Annotated in this window: 19 protein-coding genes and 2 riboswitches; of the genes, 13 read left to right on the top strand and 6 right to left on the bottom strand. The window is 47.6% G+C overall.

The window, feature by feature from the left end:
• Nucleotides 1-51 precede the first annotated feature (51 nt).
• A riboswitch (TPP riboswitch) is annotated at nucleotides 52-155 on the bottom strand.
• A 283-nt stretch (nucleotides 156-438) separates the two neighbouring features.
• The 7 genes from ACWA50_RS00950 to glyS all read left to right on the top strand — a co-directional run bounded on the left by ACWA50_RS00950 (nucleotide 439) and on the right by glyS (nucleotide 6,639).
• A complete protein-coding gene (locus ACWA50_RS00950; protein ID WP_431054261.1) occupies nucleotides 439-1,110 on the top strand; it encodes a CsgG/HfaB family protein in 672 nt (223 codons plus the stop codon).
• A gap of 11 nt (nucleotides 1,111-1,121) precedes the next feature.
• Nucleotides 1,122-1,490, top strand: a complete 369-nt coding sequence (locus ACWA50_RS00945; RefSeq protein ID WP_431053473.1) for a DUF4810 domain-containing protein — start codon at nucleotides 1,122-1,124, stop codon at nucleotides 1,488-1,490.
• Nucleotides 1,490-2,158 (top strand): DUF799 domain-containing protein, encoded by a 669-nt coding sequence (locus ACWA50_RS00940; protein ID WP_431053472.1) that lies wholly within the window; start codon nucleotides 1,490-1,492, stop codon nucleotides 2,156-2,158. Before ACWA50_RS00945 ends, ACWA50_RS00940 begins: the two co-directional genes overlap by 1 nt.
• A gap of 132 nt (nucleotides 2,159-2,290) precedes the next feature.
• Nucleotides 2,291-3,208, top strand: a complete 918-nt coding sequence (glyQ, locus tag ACWA50_RS00935; protein ID WP_431053471.1) for a glycine--tRNA ligase subunit alpha — start codon at nucleotides 2,291-2,293, stop codon at nucleotides 3,206-3,208.
• Nucleotides 3,209-3,222: 14 nt separating this feature from the next.
• The gene (locus ACWA50_RS00930) at nucleotides 3,223-3,486 is read left to right on the top strand and encodes a hypothetical protein (RefSeq protein ID WP_431053470.1); all 264 of its coding nucleotides are present in this window, start codon (nucleotides 3,223-3,225) and stop codon (nucleotides 3,484-3,486) included.
• Nucleotides 3,487-3,490: 4 nt separating this feature from the next.
• Nucleotides 3,491-4,531 (top strand): PDDEXK nuclease domain-containing protein, encoded by a 1,041-nt coding sequence (locus ACWA50_RS00925; RefSeq protein WP_431053469.1) that lies wholly within the window; start codon nucleotides 3,491-3,493, stop codon nucleotides 4,529-4,531.
• 41 nt (nucleotides 4,532-4,572) lie between these two features.
• Nucleotides 4,573-6,639: a glycine--tRNA ligase subunit beta gene (glyS, locus tag ACWA50_RS00920; RefSeq protein ID WP_431053468.1), complete on the top strand. Its 2,067-nt coding sequence runs from the start codon at nucleotides 4,573-4,575 to the stop codon at nucleotides 6,637-6,639.
• A gap of 66 nt (nucleotides 6,640-6,705) precedes the next feature.
• Here glyS and dapA read toward each other — a convergent pair whose 3' ends face one another.
• The gene (gene dapA / locus ACWA50_RS00915; protein WP_431053467.1) at nucleotides 6,706-7,605 is read right to left on the bottom strand and encodes a 4-hydroxy-tetrahydrodipicolinate synthase; all 900 of its coding nucleotides are present in this window, start codon (nucleotides 7,603-7,605) and stop codon (nucleotides 6,706-6,708) included.
• A gap of 186 nt (nucleotides 7,606-7,791) precedes the next feature.
• Here dapA and bcp point away from each other — a divergent pair, with 186 nt between their 5' ends.
• A complete protein-coding gene (gene bcp / locus ACWA50_RS00910; protein WP_431053466.1) occupies nucleotides 7,792-8,259 on the top strand; it encodes a thioredoxin-dependent thiol peroxidase in 468 nt (155 codons plus the stop codon).
• 31 nt (nucleotides 8,260-8,290) lie between these two features.
• On the opposite strand, the gene thiC is transcribed toward bcp, so the two are convergent.
• On the bottom strand, nucleotides 8,291-10,207 hold the full coding sequence (gene thiC, locus ACWA50_RS00905; RefSeq protein WP_431053465.1) for a phosphomethylpyrimidine synthase ThiC: 1,917 nt from the start codon (nucleotides 10,205-10,207) through the stop codon (nucleotides 8,291-8,293).
• 131 nt (nucleotides 10,208-10,338) lie between these two features.
• Nucleotides 10,339-10,442, bottom strand: a riboswitch (TPP riboswitch).
• Between the two features lie 135 nt (nucleotides 10,443-10,577).
• On the bottom strand, nucleotides 10,578-11,645 hold the full coding sequence (locus ACWA50_RS00900; protein ID WP_431053464.1) for an AI-2E family transporter: 1,068 nt from the start codon (nucleotides 11,643-11,645) through the stop codon (nucleotides 10,578-10,580).
• A 110-nt stretch (nucleotides 11,646-11,755) separates the two neighbouring features.
• Between ACWA50_RS00900 and arsC the strand changes: the two genes are divergently transcribed.
• Nucleotides 11,756-12,106 (top strand): arsenate reductase (glutaredoxin), encoded by a 351-nt coding sequence (gene arsC, locus ACWA50_RS00895; RefSeq protein WP_431053463.1) that lies wholly within the window; start codon nucleotides 11,756-11,758, stop codon nucleotides 12,104-12,106.
• Here the strand turns inward: arsC and hda are convergent.
• Genes hda through upp form a run of 3 tightly spaced genes read right to left on the bottom strand, consistent with a single transcriptional unit; the run spans nucleotide 12,101 to nucleotide 14,728 of the window.
• The gene (hda, locus tag ACWA50_RS00890; protein ID WP_431053462.1) at nucleotides 12,101-12,802 is read right to left on the bottom strand and encodes a DnaA inactivator Hda; all 702 of its coding nucleotides are present in this window, start codon (nucleotides 12,800-12,802) and stop codon (nucleotides 12,101-12,103) included. The two genes, arsC and hda, sit on opposite strands and share 6 nt — an antisense overlap.
• Nucleotides 12,803-12,820: 18 nt before the next feature.
• Complete coding sequence (locus tag ACWA50_RS00885; protein ID WP_431053461.1) at nucleotides 12,821-14,083, bottom strand: uracil-xanthine permease family protein; 1,263 nt, start codon at nucleotides 14,081-14,083, stop codon at nucleotides 12,821-12,823.
• 18 nt (nucleotides 14,084-14,101) lie between these two features.
• A complete protein-coding gene (gene upp, locus ACWA50_RS00880; protein WP_431053460.1) occupies nucleotides 14,102-14,728 on the bottom strand; it encodes a uracil phosphoribosyltransferase in 627 nt (208 codons plus the stop codon).
• Between the two features lie 270 nt (nucleotides 14,729-14,998).
• Between upp and purM the strand changes: the two genes are divergently transcribed.
• The 4 genes from purM (at nucleotide 14,999) to rsmA (ending at nucleotide 18,699) form a co-directional block, all read left to right on the top strand.
• On the top strand, nucleotides 14,999-16,045 hold the full coding sequence (gene purM, locus ACWA50_RS00875) for a phosphoribosylformylglycinamidine cyclo-ligase (protein ID WP_431053459.1): 1,047 nt from the start codon (nucleotides 14,999-15,001) through the stop codon (nucleotides 16,043-16,045).
• Nucleotides 16,042-16,680 (top strand): phosphoribosylglycinamide formyltransferase, encoded by a 639-nt coding sequence (gene purN, locus ACWA50_RS00870; protein ID WP_431053458.1) that lies wholly within the window; start codon nucleotides 16,042-16,044, stop codon nucleotides 16,678-16,680. The genes purM and purN overlap by 4 nt, the downstream gene beginning before the upstream one ends.
• Before the next feature lie 132 nt (nucleotides 16,681-16,812).
• A complete protein-coding gene (locus tag ACWA50_RS00865; protein WP_431053457.1) occupies nucleotides 16,813-17,766 on the top strand; it encodes a peptidylprolyl isomerase in 954 nt (317 codons plus the stop codon).
• A gap of 87 nt (nucleotides 17,767-17,853) precedes the next feature.
• Nucleotides 17,854-18,699, top strand: a complete 846-nt coding sequence (gene rsmA, locus ACWA50_RS00860) for a 16S rRNA (adenine(1518)-N(6)/adenine(1519)-N(6))-dimethyltransferase RsmA (RefSeq protein ID WP_431053456.1) — start codon at nucleotides 17,854-17,856, stop codon at nucleotides 18,697-18,699.
• The last annotated feature ends 9 nt before the right edge of the window (nucleotides 18,700-18,708 follow it).

Genomic DNA, 18,708 nt, shown 5'->3' with positions numbered 1-18,708 from the left:
GGGTTTACACAGAGAAAATCGGGAGAAAAAAGAGAAAGTGCGGTCTGATTGAACATCATCATAATAGTTTCCTACGTCAGCATTAACTGGATCAGGTTCACGGGTATCATCTCAGCCGCTTTCCATGTTTAAAAGCAGCACCCCGACTAGTGGACGTTTAATCTATAAAAATTATATCATCAGAACAACCGCTTTTTTTCAGAAGTTTGAACTGGATCAAATCTTATTTGAGAAATTTAATCGGATTGGCGGGATATTCTCTGCCGAATATCAGATTGATTTCACAATAAATTGGATCTAGCTCAAGATTTTGAATTTAATGATTTGCATTTCGTTTATTTGAGGCATATTGTTACCAGCGCATATTTTGGATCCTATATAATTTCAAGGATAAATATGTCTTTCAATGGATTAACAATAAAAATCATCAGAGGTTATATGAAAAAACTATCTCACTATCTTATTGTGCCGGCAGTATTACTATTATTGTCAGGTTGTGCGACGGAGTCATCCAGAACAATTGAAACTCCACGGGTGGCGTCCGCTCAAACGGTTTATCAAGGGGCAAAAGTGCCGGTTGCCATTGGGCAATTTGATAACCGTTCTGATTATCAAAATGGGATTTTCTCCGATGGCGTTGATCGCCTGGGTAGTCAGGCACAAACGATTTTGATGAGTGATTTGCAGCAGAGCGGGCGTTTCTCGGTTTTAGATCGCACAAATATGAATGCGATTAAGAATGAAGCAAAACTGAAAAAAATCAGCCAAAATATCAAGGGCGCACGTTATGTTATTACGGGCGATGTTACTGAATTTGGGCGTAAAACAACTGGCGATCACCAGCTATTCGGCATTTTAGGCAAAGGCAAATCACAAGTTGCTTATGCGAAAGTGAATTTAAATATTGTCGATGTGGAAACGTCAGAGGTGGTTTATTCTGCTCAGGGAGCTGGAGAATACAGCTTATCAAATCGCGAGGTGATCGGATTCGGAGGATCTGCCGGGTATGATTCTACGCTAAATGGAAAAGTATTGAGTCTGGCAATTCGCGAAGTCGTTGATAATTTGGCTCAAGGGCTGGAAAGCGGTGCTTGGAAGCCAAGTAAATAAGAGGTATTGTGATGACAATCTTCATGAAAATTGCATCGAAAACGGCTTTGGTGCTGGGAGCAGTATTGTTGACCGGTTGTGCTTCAAACAATGATATTTATGCTTGGCAAGGTAATGATTATAGCAAGAGTTTGTACGATTATTTGAATAGTAATGCCGCCGAAACAGAGCAAATTGCGACGTTGGAATCTATCGTTAACCGTGCGGAAAGTTCAGGTAAAAAAGTACCACCGGGATTGTATGCGCAGTTGGGGTTGCTGTATTCGAAACAAGGGGATTTGAATAAATCACAAATGTATTTTAATTTGGAAAAATCCACTTTTCCTGAAGCAGCGCAATATATAAACTTTTTACAAAACAATAAAGTAAGGGTGAAGTAATGAAAAAATTATGGATTCCTATCGTAGCATTGTCAGGGTTAATTTTATCCGGTTGTGCAGGCAACAGCGAGCCGTACGATTATTCTACTTTTTTAGAAAGTAAACCTCGTTCGATCTTAGTACTGATGCCGACCAATCAATCGACTGAAGTCAAGGCAGGAAGTGCGGTTTTAGCAAATACGGTCAAGCCATTGGCTGAAGCCGGATATTATGTTTTTCCGGTAGCCGTTGCAAATGAAACATTCCGTCATAATGGCGTATATGAAGGGCATGAAATTCAGCAGATTCCACACCGAAAATTACATGAAATTTTTGGTGCGGACAGTGCACTCTACATCAATGTGACAGATTATGGTTCGAGCTATGTGCTGATTGATAGCATAACGACGGTTAAAGTGGAAGGTAAGTTGATTGATTTGCGTAATGGCGCAACGCTATGGCGCGGGCAGGCAGTTGCTTCAAGCAGTGAGCAAGGCAATAATGGTGGTGGTAATGTAATCGCTATGTTAGTGGTTGCAGCAGTCAAGCAAGTTGTCAACACCGTCGCCGACCAAGGCTTTGATGTGTCAGTTTTGGCAACTCAACGCCTCCTCAATGGCGGCTATAACGGCGGATTATTATATGGACCTTATTCACCGCATTATGGTAAAGACCCACAGTTAAAATAGGATTAATTTGTCCTATGAAAAAACGATCTTGCCTAAAACAAGATCGTTTTTTTACCCAAAGAAATTACAGCATATGACGCAATTCTAAAGTATAATAACCGCCATTTTCTATCTACAATCAGCGATAAAACTATGAGTTCGACATTCAACGTAAAAACCTTTCAAGGTATGATTCTCGCCCTGCAAGAATACTGGGCAAACGTGGGCTGTACGGTGGTGCAACCTTTTGATATGGAAGTGGGGGCTGGCACATCGCACCCGATGACCTGTTTGCGTGCCTTAGGCCCTGAGCCGATGGCGTTTGCCTATGTGCAGCCGTCGCGTCGCCCGACCGACGGACGTTACGGCGAAAACCCGAATCGTTTGCAGCACTATTACCAATTCCAAGTGGTGATTAAACCGTCACCGGACAATATTCAAGAATTATATTTAGACAGCCTGAAAATGCTCGGTTTTGATCCGACCCAAAATGATATTCGTTTTGTGGAAGATAACTGGGAAAACCCGACGTTAGGCGCGTGGGGCTTGGGCTGGGAAGTGTGGTTGAACGGCATGGAAGTGACCCAATTCACCTATTTCCAACAAGTGGGCGGTTTGGAATGCAAACCGGTGACCGGTGAGATTACCTATGGTTTAGAGCGGTTGGCGATGTACATTCAAGGCGTAGACAGCGTGTATGACTTGGTGTGGTCGGACGGTCCGTTAGGCAAAACCACTTACGGCGACGTGTTCCACCAAAACGAAGTGGAGCAATCGACCTATAACTTTGAATACGCCAACACCGAATTTTTATTCTACTGCTTCGAGCAATATGAAAAAGAAGCGCAAGAGCTGTTAGCATTGGAAAAACCGTTGCCGTTACCGGCTTACGAACGCATTTTAAAAGCGGCGCACAGTTTTAACTTGCTCGACGCACGCAAAGCGATTTCCGTCACCGAACGCCAACGTTATATTTTACGCATTCGCGCTTTAACCAAAGGCGTTGCCGAAGCCTATTATGCTTCGCGTGAAGCCTTGGGTTTTCCGGGGTGTAAAAATAAGCGGCAATAAATAAGTAGGTAAATATGACTAAACCAGTTCTGTTTTTTGCACACCTTTGCCCTGATACCGAGCCTTTCATAGCGGAATTAAACGCCTTAAAGGTCGCGTATGAAAGTGTGAATATCTTTGAAAGTATGGCGAATTTTAAACGCTTTTTAAAACTGCGCGATAGTGACCGCACTTTTGATGAGGCGAAACAAAACGGTTATGTCGGCATTCCGGCGTTGCTGTTGGCAAACGGGGAAATTATCCTTGAACTCAATGAATTAAAACGCCGATTTGGTTAAGTCTATGAATTCACTGCAAACGACCAACCAGCAATTAATCCTCAATATTGCCGAGATTATCACCACTGCACGCCAACAAGTGCGGCAGGCGGTGAATGTCGCGATGGTGCAAAGCTATTGGGAAATCGGGCGTTTGATTGTGGAAGACGAACAACAAGGCGAACAACGCGCCCAATACGGCAAATATCTGTTGCAAGAGATTTCGCAACGTTTAACAGAGATGTTTGGTAAGGGGTTTGACGAACGTAATTTACGCAAAATGCGTCAATTTTATCTTACCTTTCCAATTCGGGACTCAGTGAGACCCGAATTAAGTTGGACACATTATCGCCGTTTAATTCGTGTAGAAAATGCTACTGCAAGACAATGGTATCTTAATGAAACGATTGAACATAATTGGTCAGTCAAAGCTTTAGACCGCCAAATCTCCGTTTTATATTACGAACGTTTATTGGCAAGCCAAAATAAAGCTTTGGTCACGCAAGAAGCGGAACAAAAAACCGAACCGTTAAAAGAAACCATTCAAGATTATCTGCGTGATCCTTATATTTTGGATTTCTTGAATTTGCAGGACAAAACCTATCAAGAAAATCAAATAGAACAGGCGATTATCAGTAACTTGCAAGATTTCCTATTGGAACTCGGTAAAGGTTTTGCCTTTGTCGAACGACAAAAGCGCGTACGATTTGATGATGAAGATTTTTATATCGATCTGGTTTTCTATAATTTCAAATTGAAATGTTTTTTATTGATTGATCTTAAAATCGGCAAATTAAAACATCAAGATATTGGGCAAATGGACACCTATGTGCGTTTATATGACGAGCAATTTAAAGGCGAAGATGACAACCCGACCATCGGCTTAGTCTTATGCAGCGAGCAGAGCGAAGCGGTGGCGAAATATTCGGTGCTTGCCGACAGAAAACAGATTTTCAGCTCAAAATATGTTGCGTATTTGCCAACCGAACAAGAACTGGAACGGCAATTGGCTTCTAGTGTCATGCAAGTGCGAGAAGCGGCGGCAGTTTATAAAATAAAATATTAATACATAGCGTGGTGATCCCACATTTAGAAAGAGAAATGAAGATGAAACAAAATTTCCTTGCCGAGATCGGCACAGAAGAGTTGCCACCGAAGGCACTTAAAAAATTAGCGACGGCGTTCGCCGACAATGTGGAAGCGGAGTTGAAGCAAGCGGGTCTTGCCTTTGATAACGTTGAATGGTTTGCTACGCCGCGTCGTTTGGCGGTGAAGGTGTTGGGTTTGGCGACTTCGCAGCCAAGCAAAGAAGTGGAAAAACGCGGGCCTGCGGTTGCGGCGGCGTTTGATAAGGAAGGCAAGCCGACCAAAGCGGCGGAAGGCTGGGCGCGCGGTTGTGGCATTAGCGTCGATCAAGCGGAGCGTATCGCCACCGATAAAGGCGAATGGTTGGTTTATCGTGCCGTGGTGGAAGGGCAGGCGACCAAAAATCTGCTGGTCGGTATGATTAGCAGCGCCTTGGCGAAATTGCCGATTCCAAAAACCATGCGTTGGGGCGATAAAAGCGAGCAGTTTGTGCGCCCGGTGCACACCGTCACTTTATTATTGGGCGATGAGCTGATTAACGGCGAAATTTTGGGGGTGGCAAGTGGTACGACTGTTCGCGGACACCGTTTTTTAGGCGAGCGTGAATTCCAAATCAGCCACGCGGATCAGTACCCTGCGCTGTTAGCGGAAAAAGGTTCGGTGATTGCCGATTTTAATCAGCGCAAAGCCTTGATTTTGGCAAAAGCACAAGAAAAAGCGACCGCACTTGGCGGTGTGGCAGATATTGAAGACGCTCTGCTTGATGAAGTCACTTCGTTGGTGGAATATCCGAATGTGTTAAGCGCCACCTTTGAAGAGCGCTTCTTGGCTGTGCCGGCGGAAGCCTTGGTTTACACCATGAAAGGCGACCAAAAGTATTTTCCAATCTATGATAAAAACGGCAAATTGCTACCGCACTTTATCTTTGTTTCCAATATCAATCCGCAAGATCCGACGGCGATCATCGAGGGCAACGAAAAAGTAGTGCGTCCACGTTTAACCGATGCGGAGTTTTTCTTTAAAACCGACTTAAAACAGCGTTTGGAAGACAACTTACCGCGCTTGGGAACCGTGTTGTTCCAACAGCAGTTAGGCACATTACGCGATAAAACCGCGCGTATCGAACAATTAAGCGGCATTATCGCGGCACAAATCGGTGCGGACGAAACCCAAGCGAAACGCGCCGGTTTGTTGTCAAAATGCGATTTGATGACCAACATGGTGTTTGAATTCACCGATACGCAAGGGGTGATGGGCATGCATTATGCCCGTCATGACGGCGAAGACGAAGCCGTGGCGGTGGCGTTGAACGAACAATATATGCCGCGTTTTGCCGGTGATGATTTACCACACAGCCTAGTGGCGTGTTCGGTGGCGTTGGCGGATAAATTGGATACTTTGAGCGGTATTTTCGGCATCGGACAACATCCGAAAGGCGACAAAGATCCGTTTGCCTTGCGCCGTGCCGCACTTGGCGTGTTGCGGATTATCGTTGAGAAAAAATTGCCGCTGGATTTGCAAACCTTAGTGCAAAGTGCGGTCGAATTGTACGGTGATAAATTAACTAACGCTAACGTGGTAACCGACGTGGTGGACTTTATGCTGGGTCGTTTCCGTGCGTGGTATCAAGACGAAGGTTTCAGCGTGGATGTGATCCAAGCGGTGTTGGCACGCCGTCCGACCAAACCTGCCGATTTCGACAAACGCGTGCGTGCGGTGGCGCATTTCCGCACCTTAGATTCCGCCGAAGCCCTCGCCGCCGCCAATAAACGGGTGAGCAATATTTTGGCGAAAGTGGAAGGCGAATTGCCTAACAGCGTAAACCGCACTTTGTGCCAAGATCCGGCGGAAACCGCACTTGCGGATCAGGTTGCCGAGTTACAGCAAAAATTGCAACCGTTATTTGCCAACGGTGACTATCAAACCGCACTTGAGCAACTTGCCGCGCTGCGCCGGCCGATCGATAACTTCTTCGATAACGTGATGGTGAATGCGGAAGATCCGGCGTTGCGTCACAACCGTTTGGCGTTGTTGCATAATTTGCGTGAGTTGTTCTTGCAAGTAGCGGATATTTCGTTGTTGCAATAATTGATTCTGATGTCAAAGGAAAGGGCTAACATTTGTTAGCCCTTTTTTGTCTCTTTTATTTTTGGCTTATTTTAATAAACCGGCGCTGTCAAGTGCCGCGCTGACAACCGGCTGTGCTTCTTCGCTTAACACGGTTAATGGTAAGCGTAAGAAGGGTTCGTTGATCAGTCCGATTTTGTAGCACGCCCATTTGACCGGGATCGGATTGGATTCGACGAACAGGTTTTTATGCAGCGCCATTAAGCGGTTGTTGATTTCATCGGCTTGGGCAAAGTCGCCTTTTAAGGCGAAGTGACACATTTTTGCCATATCGGCAGCGGCAACGTTGTTGGTGACGGAAATCACCCCTTCGCCGCCGGCTTTGATCGCCTCTAATCCGGTGGTGTCATCGCCGCTTAATACGATGAAATCTTTGCCGGCTAATTCTTTGATTTTGCTGACGCGGCTGACATCGCCGGTTGCCTCTTTAATGCCAACGATATTCGGGATTTTTGAGAGGCGTGCTACGGTTTCCGGTTTGAGATCGCTGCCGGTGCGCCCCGGTACGTTATATAAAATCTGTGGTAAATCGGTACTTTCGGCGATGGCTTTAAAGTGTTGGTACATCCCTTCTTGCGTCGGTTTGTTGTAGTAAGGCACAACCGATAAACAACCGGCAACACCGCTGCCGTGCAGTAATTTGGTCATGGTAATGGCTTCGCTGGTCGCGTTGGCACCGGTGCCGGCAATAATCGGAATGCGCCCTGCGGCATATTCGACGGTCTTCAGAATCACCTTAACATTTTCATCAATACTTAGGGTCGCAGATTCCCCGGTGGTGCCGACGGAAACAATCGCATCGGTTCCGGCTGCGATATGAAAGTTTACCAGCGCTTCCAACTCGGTGTAATTCACTTCGCCGGAACTGTCCATCGGAGTGATAAGCGCAACGATACTGCCTGAAAATAAAGGGTTACTGGCCGACATAAAACTTCTCCTGTGTGTTTCTTGTTGCTTTATTGATGAAATCGTTTGATTATTCTAGATTGCCAAATTTGTCGTAGTTTGCAAGTGGTTTTTTTATTTTCCGGCAGATAAATCAAAAAAAGTGAAAACGGCTTGATTTAATGGTAGTTTAAGTGCGGTATCCTTCGCTAATTTTGGAGAGTAAAGATGTTATCAATATTAAAGTGCGGTGTTGCGGCACCGAAATTTACCTTGGCGGATCAACGGGGCAATCAGGTCAGCTTGGATGATTTTACCGGAAGAAAAGTGTTATTGTATTTTTATCCGAAAGCACTGACGCCGGGCTGTACCACCCAAGCTTGCGATTTGCGTGACGCTAAGCGGCAGTTGGAGCAACTGGGAGTGGTTATTCTGGGCGTTAGTCCGGATCTGCCGGCAAAATTGCGTACTTTTGAAGAGAAAAAGGCGCTCAATTTCACTTTGTTGTCTGACCCTGATCATCAGGTTGCCGAGCAGTTCGGGGTGTGGGGCGAGAAACAATTTATGGGACGTCGCTATGACGGCATTCACCGGATCAGTTTTTTGATTGATGAAAATGGGATGATTGAGCAGGTGTTTGATAAATTTAAAACCAAAGATCATGCCCGGGTGGTGCTGGATTATTTGGCACGGTAAACCAAAAGTGCGGTTTACCGTGTTTAGGCGTTTAGCTTAAATCTGTCGGAATGTGGTAAATCTCTCCGCCTTTTCGTTTAAATTGTTGCGCCATTTCCGCGAGCCCCAGTTGCTGTTCCGCAGGGAGCGCTGCGGCATAATCCCTGACTTCCTGTGAAATTTTCATCGAACAGAATTTCGGCCCGCACATCGAGCAGAAATGGGCGACTTTGCCGGATTCTTGCGGCAGGGTTTCATCGTGATAGGCGCGGGCGGTTTCGGGGTCTAATGCCAGATTGAATTGATCTTGCCAACGGAATTCAAAGCGGGCTTTCGACATCGCATTATCCCGAATTTGCGCTGCCGGATGACCTTTGGCAAGATCGGCGGCATGGGCGGCAATTTTATAGGTGATTAACCCTTGTTTGACGTCGTCTTTATCAGGCAGGCCCAAATGCTCTTTCGGCGTGACATAACACAACATGGCACAGCCGAACCAACCGATCATGGCGGCACCAATTCCGGAAGTAAAATGATCGTAACCGGGAGCAATATCGGTGGTGAGTGGCCCGAGGGTATAGAATGGCGCTTGGTGGCAGTGTTCCAATTCCTCGGTCATATTACGCTGAATCATCTGCATCGGAATATGCCCAGGGCCTTCAATCATCACTTGTACATCATACTCCCACGCAATTTTCGTCAGCTCGCCTAAGGTGTAAAGCTCGGCGAATTGGGCTTCATCATTGGCGTCTTGAATCGAACCAGGACGCAAGCCGTCACCGAGCGAGAGCGAAACGTCATAAGCGGCGCAAATTTCGCAGATCGCACGGAAATGCGTATATAAAAAATTCTCTTGGTGGTGCGACAAACACCATTTCGCCATAATCGAGCCGCCGCGCGACACAATTCCGGTCAGGCGTTTGGCGGTCATCGGCACATAGCGCAGTAGCGTGCCGGCGTGAATGGTGAAGTAATCCACCCCTTGTTCCGCCTGTTCGATCAGCGTGTCTTTAAACACGTCCCAAGTTAGGTGTTCGGCAACGCCTTTCACTTTTTCCAATGCTTGATAGAGCGGCACCGTGCCGATCGGCACCGGGCTGTTGCGCAAAATCCATTCGCGGGTTTCGTGAATATTGCGCCCGGTCGAGAGATCCATCACCGTATCGGCTCCCCAACGCGTTGCCCAGACCAACTTTTCCACTTCTTCCTCAATTGAGGAGCTGACGGCTGAATTGCCGATATTGGCATTGACTTTCACCAGAAAATTGCGCCCGATAATCATCGGTTCGGATTCAGGGTGATTAATATTGCACGGAATAATCGCCCGTCCGGCGGCAACTTCCTGTCGGACAAATTCGGGGGTGATTGCGGATGGCAGGTTTGCGCCGAAGCCCTGTCCGGGATGTTGCTGCAAGAGCACCGCACTTTGAATCCGGGCGCGCCCCATGTTTTCCCGAATGGCGATAAATTCCATTTCGGGCGTAATAATGCCTCGGCGCGCATAATGCAGCTGAGTCACGGTTTTGCCTGTTTTCGCCCGCCGTGCCGAGCGTTGCCATTGGAAACGTAATTGATCCAAGGCGCTATCCTGCAAACGGGATTGGGTATATTCGGAACTGACCGAACCGAGCACTTCGCTATCTTGCCGTTCTTCAATCCACTGGCTACGCAAGGGATGAATGCCTTGGTTGATGTTGATCTCCGCGGTTTCATCGCCGTAAACGCCGGACGTATCGTAGACCGGAATCGGTTCGTTCGCTTCAAACTGCGGATTGTTTTTATCGCCGCCGAGAAAGGTCGGGCTCAGTTGGATTTCACGCATTGGCACTTGGATATCGGCACGAGAACCTTGCAGATAAATACGTTTTGAGCTGGGGTAATGCGTCCCCTTCAACTCGTTGATAAATTGCTGTGCCGCTGCTCGTTTTTGGCGGCGGCCGTTTTGTTGCAGAGATTGGGTGTCAGACATGGCAAATTCCTTTATATCAAATAATAAACAGAAGTGCTTGTCCGGAGCGGCAGAAAATAGGTGTGGAGCAAGATAGACCGCACTTTGATGTATGCGGCTTTCCCTATCTTGGAAAATCATCATGTTGAGTATTCGACGATTGACTTGTTCCCTTCGCAGGTCTTAACCCGAGCAGGTTCCACGGATCCCGATTTACGGTCTCAGCCAATAAGGATTGGCACTCCGACAAGAGGGGGCAGTATAGGGAAGCGGTTTTAAACCGGCAAGTAGCAATATGCAAAAATGTGATTTCAGCAAGGTTTTAGTTGGGATTATCGAAGAGGCGGTCAAAAAGGGGAAAGTGCGGTTTGAACCGCACTTGGGATGTGTTTTAATATTGTTCGCCCTCTTCATTCGACGGCCAGGCATTGACCACGGCTTTCACCAGTGTTGCCAGCGGGATGGCAAAAAATACGCCCCAAAACCCCCACAAACCGCCGAAAATCAATACCGCCAGAATAATCGTCAGCGGGTGCAAATTCACGGCTTCAGAGAACAGCACCGGCACTAACAGGTTGCCGTCCAGAATTTGGATGATGATATAGCCTAACATCAAATACCACAACGTCGGTGTTACGCCGTATTGCACCAATGCCACCAGCGCAATCGGAATAGTGATTAACACCGCGCCGACATAAGGCACTAACACCGATAGACCGACCCCAACCGCCAGCAGGAGTGGGTAGCGCAAGCCGAAAAAGAGGAATAGAATGTAGGTAAACACGCCCACAATTATGATTTCCACAAATTTACCGCGGATATAGTTGGAAATTTGGGTTTTCATTTCCAACCATACTTGCGAGGCTAAAGTGCGGTTACGCGGCATGAAACGCATAACACCTTGAATTAATTCATTTTTATCTTTAACTAAAAAGAATACCATTAACGGCACTAAAAACGCATAAATCCCGATAGTGACCAAACTCAATAATGAGGAAAGGGAGTAACGCAAGGCAGACTCGCCGAAAGCCAATAATTTGGTACGGACATTGCTGAACAAAGAATCCAACATCGGATAGTCAATCAGATCCGGGTAGTGTTCCGGCAGGGTCAGTAGCCAGACATGCAGTTGATTGATCATATTCGGCAAATCTTGTGCCAATGAGATGGTTTGTGTCCACAAACGCGGTACAACAACGATGGTGATAAACACGATTAGGGTGACAAACAGCAATAAGGTAATACTGACGGCCGCAATCCGCGGCAGTTTGAGTTTTTCGGATAGAAAGGCAATCGGTGCTTCCAGCAGATAAGCCAGCACCAAGGCAATCAACAGCGGCGCGATAATCCCGCTGAAAAAATAGATGGCAATAAAGAGGAAAAATAAAATGGCGAATAGCCCTAAGGCCTGTGGATCAGTAAAGCGGCGTTTATACCATTTTTGAAACATTTCCCACATGGTCATTTTCCTATGGTCAAGTAAATCAGACTTTTTGATTATAACAAGTTATTGACTTAAAGAAAGATTAAAACTATTTTCCAAGCGACAAAATTGATGAGGAGAAAACCATGAGCGTAAAAATCTTACACAATCCAAAATGTTCAAAAAGCCGGGAAACCTTGAAGTTATTAGAAGAACAAGGGATTCGGCCTGAAGTCGAATTATATTTGCAGAAGCATTACTCGGTCGCCGAGTTGCAGCAACTTCGCCGTCGATTGGGGATTAGTGATGTGCGCGAAATGATGCGGGTCAATGATGAACTGTACCGCACTTTAGGGCTGGATAATCCCGAATTTACCCAAGAGCAGCGTTTGGCGGCGATTGCGCAACATTCGTCATTACTGGAACGCCCGATTGTGATCAACGGCGAACAGGCGAGAATTGGGCGCCCGCCGCAAGCGGTGTTGGAAATCTTATAAATTTAAGCAGTGTTTGACGAACGGAATGGTGAGTTTGCGTTTTGCCTGTAGCGACGCTTGATCCAGCTGTTGCAGGGTGTCAAACAGGCTTTGGGTATCCCGTTCCAAACGTTTGAGCAAAAACAGCCCGACTTCGTCCGGCAGTTCCAAGCCGCGTAAGTAGGCGCGTTGTTGCAGGGCTTTCAGTTTTTGTATTTCATCAAGCGGTTGTAGTTTGTGGATTTCGCCCCAACTCAGACGGGAACGGAGATCATTGAGGGAAATGGCGAGGTTACGCGGCGAGCTGTCGCCGCTCAGAATCAAAATGGTGCGTTTTTGCTCTTTAATCCGGTTATATAAATCGAAAAGTGCGGTTTCCCACTTCGCTTGCCCGGCGATCAGTTGCAGATCATCAATGCAGACCAGATCTTGACTTTCCAAGTTATCCAACACATCAGGCGAAAGGTGCCTTGCGTGTTTGAGCGGAATAAAACTGGCGCTGGCGCCGCGATCAAACAGATAATGGCAGCAGGCTTTGAGCAAGTGCGTTCTGCCGCTGCCATTTTCACCGTACAGATAAAAAAATTGCTGTTGCCGCTGTTGCAGGTGATGACGCAACGATTCAAGCAACAGCCGGTTATTTTCCCCGCAGAAATTTTCCAGGGTCAAATCATCAAGCTGTTGAATCGGCAATGTCAGTTGGACTGCGGTTGTCAAACGTTCACCTGCTTTTGATTAGATAAGGGGTTCTTCCTTGGCTTTGGGTAAAACCAAGTTCATGATCACGGCAACAATGGCACATAAACTGATACCTTTGAGCGAAACTTCGCCGACATTTAACATCATACCGCCGATACCGAAAGTCATCACCACCGAGATAATGCACAGGTTGCGCGGTTCGGAGACATTGACTTGCGCTTTAATCAGCGTACTCATGCCGACCACGGCAATCGAGCCGAACACCAACATCATAATCCCGCCCATCACTATGGTCGGAATCGTGGACAGGAACGCGCCGACTTTGCCGCAGAACGAGATTGCAATCGCCCACACCGCCGCCCACGTCATGATATTCGGGTTAAAATTACGGGTCAGCATTACCGCGCCGGTCACTTCGGCATAAGTGGTATTTGGCGGCCCCCCTAAGAACGAGGCGGCGGAAGTGGCGATTCCGTCACCGAGTAAAGTGCGGTGCAATCCCGGCTGTTTCAAGAAATCTTTGCCGGTGACCGAGCTGATCGCCATAATACCGCCGACGTGTTCAATCGCCGGTGCAATCGCAATCGGTAGCAAATAGAGAATCGCTTCCAGCTTAAATTCCGGGGTGGTCAAGGTCGGCAGGCTGAACCAATCGGCTTTGGCAATGGCGCTGAAATCAACCAAGCCCATTGTTAACGCCAGAATATAACCGACGGTAATGCCGAACATAATGGGCACTAAGCGCATTAAGCCTTTGGTAAACACGGCGACGATGAGCGTGGTCAGCAAGGTTGCCATCGAAACCAAAACCGCTTGTTGATACGGGAAAATTTGTGAGCCGTCGCCGCCTTTGCCTAGCGCCATATTCACCGCTAACGGTGCCAGCCCCATACCGATAATCATGATAATCGGACCGACCACCACCGGCGGAAACACCCGCTGCAAAATGCCGGCGCCTTTTAATTTAACCAACGCACTTAATGCCACGTAAACCAAGCCTGCGCCCATCAAGCCGCCCATTGTCACCGGCAAGCCCCAAGTGGCGATACCGTATTGCATTGGCGCAATAAAGGCGAAAGAGGACGCGAGGAAAATCGGCACTTGGCGACGGGTACAGAGTTGGAATAATAACGTACCGACACCGGCAGTCAAAAGTGCGGTATTGCTGTCAAGTCCGACAATCAACGGCACTAGGACTAGCGCACCGAAAGCCACGAATAACATTTGCAGCCCGACGAACGCCTGCTTGATTTGGCTTTGTGCCGGCAGATCGTCATGTACCGGAATAGAATTTTGCATGATATTGATTCCGCTTAATTATTTGGTGCCGAAAATTTTATCACCGGCGTCGCCTAAGCCCGGAATGATATAACCTTGTTCGTTCAAGTGATCATCAATCGACGCGGTGTACAACTCGACGTCGGGATGGGCTTTTTCCAAGGCGGCAATCCCTTCCGGCGCAGCCACTAACACCAAAACTTTGATTGAACGGCAGCCTTTGGCTTTCAATAAGTCGATCGTCGCGACCATTGAACCGCCGGTGGCAAGCATTGGATCGACCACAATCGCCAACCGCTCTTCCAAATCCCCCGCCAGTTTTTGGAAATACGGCACCGGTTCGAGGGTTTCTTCATTACGGTACATGCCGACCACGCTGATACGCGCGCTTGGAATATGTTCTAACACGCCGTCCATCATCCCCAATCCGGCGCGCAGAATCGGCACAACCGTGACTTTTTTGCCTTTAATCCGCTCAACTTCGACCGGGCCGTTCCAACCGTCGATAATCACTTTTTCCGTTTCTAAATCGGCGGTGGCTTCATAGGTCAGCAGACTGCCGACCTCGGTGGCAAGTTGGCGAAAGTTTTTAGTATTGATTTCAGCGGCGCGCATTAAACCGAGTTTATGCTTGATGAGAGGGTGTTTGACTTGAACCAGTTTCATTTTCTGCTCCTTGCTTAGGTTCTGGTGACCTTTTGTTTATTTGTTAAATTTTAATAGATAGGTTAAAGAATTAATAGCTTTTTATATCAAGCCGCGTTAATTTTGCCGAATGTCCGCGAAAAAGCGGACGGCGTCGTGATACCTGAATTTAGCTATCGCCAATAATTAACCGGGCATGTTACAATTATCACCGTTTGAATTATGCACACCGTAAAGCGGTGCTGATTCTAACTATGTCTTTTAGCTAAACAACTGAAACAGGAACTCATCGTGGAAAAGAAATCATTAAGTTATAAAGATGCCGGCGTTGACATTAATGCAGGTAATGATTTGGTTGACAGAATTAAAGAAGATGTCAAACGAACCCGCCGTCCGGAAGTGATGGGCGGACTTGGTGGTTTTGGAGCCTTGTGTTCTATCCCGAGCAAATATAAAGAGCCGGTGCTGGTTTCAGGCACGGACGGCGTCGGCACAAAACTGCGTCTGGCGATTGATTTGAATAAACACGATACCATCGGTGTGGATTTGGTTGCGATGTGCGTCAACGATTTGGTGGTGCAAGGGGCGGAGCCGCTGTTTTTCCTTGATTATTATGCGACCGGCAAACTGGACGTGGATGTGGCGGCAGACGTGATTAAAGGCATTGCCGACGGTTGCGAACAGTCCGGCTGCGCTTTGGTCGGCGGCGAAACGGCGGAAATGCCGGGTATGTATCATGCGGGCGATTATGATCTGGCCGGTTTCTGTGTCGGCGTGGTGGAAAAAAGCGAGATTATCGATGCCAGCAAAGTGAAAGTTGGCGACAGCCTGATTGCGCTTGCTTCCAGCGGACCGCACTCTAACGGCTATTCGTTGATTCGCAAAGTGTTGGAAGTGAGCGGCGCAGACGCCGCAACCGAATTGCTCGACGGCAAACCATTGGCGGAACATCTGTTAGCGCCGACCAAAATTTATGTGAAATCGGTATTACAACTGATCAAACACGTTGACGTGCACGCTATTTCTCATTTGACCGGTGGCGGTTTCTGGGAAAATATTCCGCGCGTTTTGCCGGCGCACGTGAAAGCAGTGATTAATGAAAGCAGTTGGCAGTGGGATTCCATTTTCAATTGGCTGCAACAACAAGGCAATATTGATCGCCACGAAATGTACCGCACTTTTAACTGTGGCGTCGGGATGGTGATTGCCCTACCGCAAAACGACGTGGAAACCGCACTTGCCTTATTGCAACAAGCCGGCGAAAAAGCGTGGGTGATCGGACAGATTGAGGCGTTGGGCAGTGATGAAAGCCAACAAGTGGTTATGCCGGTCGTATGATCAGAATTGCAGTCTTAATTTCCGGTGACGGCAGCAATTTGCAGGCATTGCTCGATGCCTGCGCAAGCGGACGGATTAACGGCAAAATCGTGACCGTGGTCAGCAATAAAGCCGAGGCTTACGGCTTGCAACGGGCGCAACAGGCGGGAATTGAAAACCGCACTTTCTTGCGTAAAGCCTATGCCGATAATCAAGCCATGGATTTGGCGATTGCCGGCTATTTGCAGCAGCAACAAGTGGATTTAATCGTCTTGGCGGGTTATATGAAAATCCTCAGCCCGGCGTTTATCCGGCCGTTTGCCGATAGAATTCTGAATATCCACCCGTCGTTATTACCCAAATATCCTGGCTTGGATACCTATCGTCGAGCCATGGAAGCGGGCGAGCGGCAACACGGCACCACGGTGCATTTTGTGAATGAAGAAGTGGATGCCGGTGCGATTGTGCTACAAGCCAAAGTGCCGATTTTCAGCGATGATCAAGAGCAGGATGTGATTGATCGCGTGAAGGCGCAAGAATTGCAAATTTATCCGCTGGTGGTCGCTTGGTTTGCCGATGGGCGTTTGCGTTTGCAAGACGGCAAAGCCTATCTGGATCAGCAACAATTGCCTTCGGACGGCTATGCCGCCGATTAAATCTGTTTGGGACGAGGCTGAAATTGTTGAATAATTAAGCGATTGTCAGCTATTATCCCAATTAATGGGAATTTTTTTGCAAAAATAGGTTCTAAGCAACGTATCCTTTTACTGATGAGAATTGGAAGAACAATGAAATTGAACAAGATCAAAGCAAAATTTATCTGTAGCCTCATGTTTTTGGTAACGTGTATGTTGCCATTACAAGCGAGCGCAGCAGAAAAAGTCGTCGCAACAGTGAATGGTTATCCGATTCTGGCAAGCCAAGTCAAAAAAGAGCTGGGTAAAAAGGCGGATAATGCCGGCAACCGTCAAAAAGCCTTAGACGGCATTATTGATGATATTCTGGTGCAACAAGCGATTCGTGAATCCGGGGTGCGGATTAGCGGCGGGCAGGTTGATCAGGTGTTCCAAAGTATTGCCGACAGCAACGGGCTAACTTGGGGACAACTGTTAGATGTCTTGGAGTATCAAGGGGTTAATTATCACCAATACCGCAATCAAATTGCACATCAACTGTTGATGAACGAAGTGCGGCAACAAAATATCGGCAAAAGTATTGAAGTGACCCGCGAACAGGTTGAAGAACTCGGCAATAGCTTGCGACAACAGGCGCAAAAGCGCGGTAAAGTGCAAAAACACACCGCGACCGAATACCGCGTGCGCCATATTCTGTTAAAAACCAACCCGATTTTGACCGACGCTAAAGCCAAAGCGGAATTAAGCCGAATCCGTGCCGACATTCTCGCCAAGAAGACCAGCTTTGAAGCGGCGGCAAAAGCCAATTCCAAAGATTATTTATCCGGTGATAAAGGCGGTGATTTGGGCTTTGCCTTCCCGGAAATTTATGTGCCGGAATTTGCCAAAGTGGTGCGCAGTAGCAAACAAGGCGGGATTTCGCAACCGTTTAAAACCGAACACGGCTGGCATATTTTACAAGTGACGGAAACGCGCAAAGGTGATCGCACCGATGACTTCTACCGTCAAAAAGCCTACGAGCAAATCGTCAACAAACAAGCACAGGCGGAAGCGCGGGATTGGATCAGCGGCTTGCGCAAACGCGCCGAGATTAAAATCCTGGATTAATCTGACCGCACTTTTAAAAATCCCGCACTTGGCGGGATTTTTGTTTTATACTTAGCAACAATTTTCTTGTGAACAGACCAACGATTTATGAATTCAAAAAAACATTTAGGGCACACCGCGCGGAAACGCTTCGGGCAGAATTTCTTACACGATCAAAACGTGATTCAAGGGATCGTCGCGGCGATTTATCCGCAAAAAGATCAATATCTGGTCGAAATCGGACCGGGCTTGGGCGCATTGACCGAGCCGGTGGCGGAGCAGTTGGATCATTTAACCGTGATTGAACTTGACCGCGATCTTGCCGAACGTTTGCGCCATCATCCGTTTTTACACCAAAAACTGACCGTGATTGAACAAGATGTAATGCAGGTCGATTTTCGTCAACTGTTTGAGCAAGCCGGGCAAAAAGTGCGGGTGTTCGGCAACTTGCCGTATAACATTTCCACCCCGTTGATGTTCCACCTGTTCAACTACTACGACAGCATTCAAGATATGCACTTTATGTTGCAAAAAGAGGTGGTGAAACGCTTGTGTGCCGGACCGAACAGCAAAGCCTACGGGCGGTTAACCATTATGGCGCAATATTTCTGTCGGGTGATTCCGGTGTTGGAAGTACCGCCGAGCGCATTTAAACCGGCACCGAAAGTGGATTCGGCGGTGGTGCGTTTGATTCCGCACGCCAGCTTGCCACATCCGGTAAAAGATCTGTATTGGCTCAATCGGGTGTGCAGCCAAGCCTTTAACCAACGGCGCAAAACCTTGCGTAACGCACTTTCCACCCTGTTTAGCGCAGAGCAGTTGACCGCACTTGGGATTGATCAAAATGCGCGTGCGGAAAATCTGGCGCTTGCCGATTATGCCCGTTTAGCCGACTGGCTGGCGGACAATCCGCCGCAAGTCGAGCGTGGGCAAATTTCAGCGGACGAAGAATAGGAGCAAGTA

It is taken from the genome of Testudinibacter sp. P17/SS/0325 (assembly GCF_053570765.1).
The sequence above is the reverse complement of the archived record's forward strand: the minus strand, read 5'-3'. Positions and strand labels throughout refer to the sequence as shown.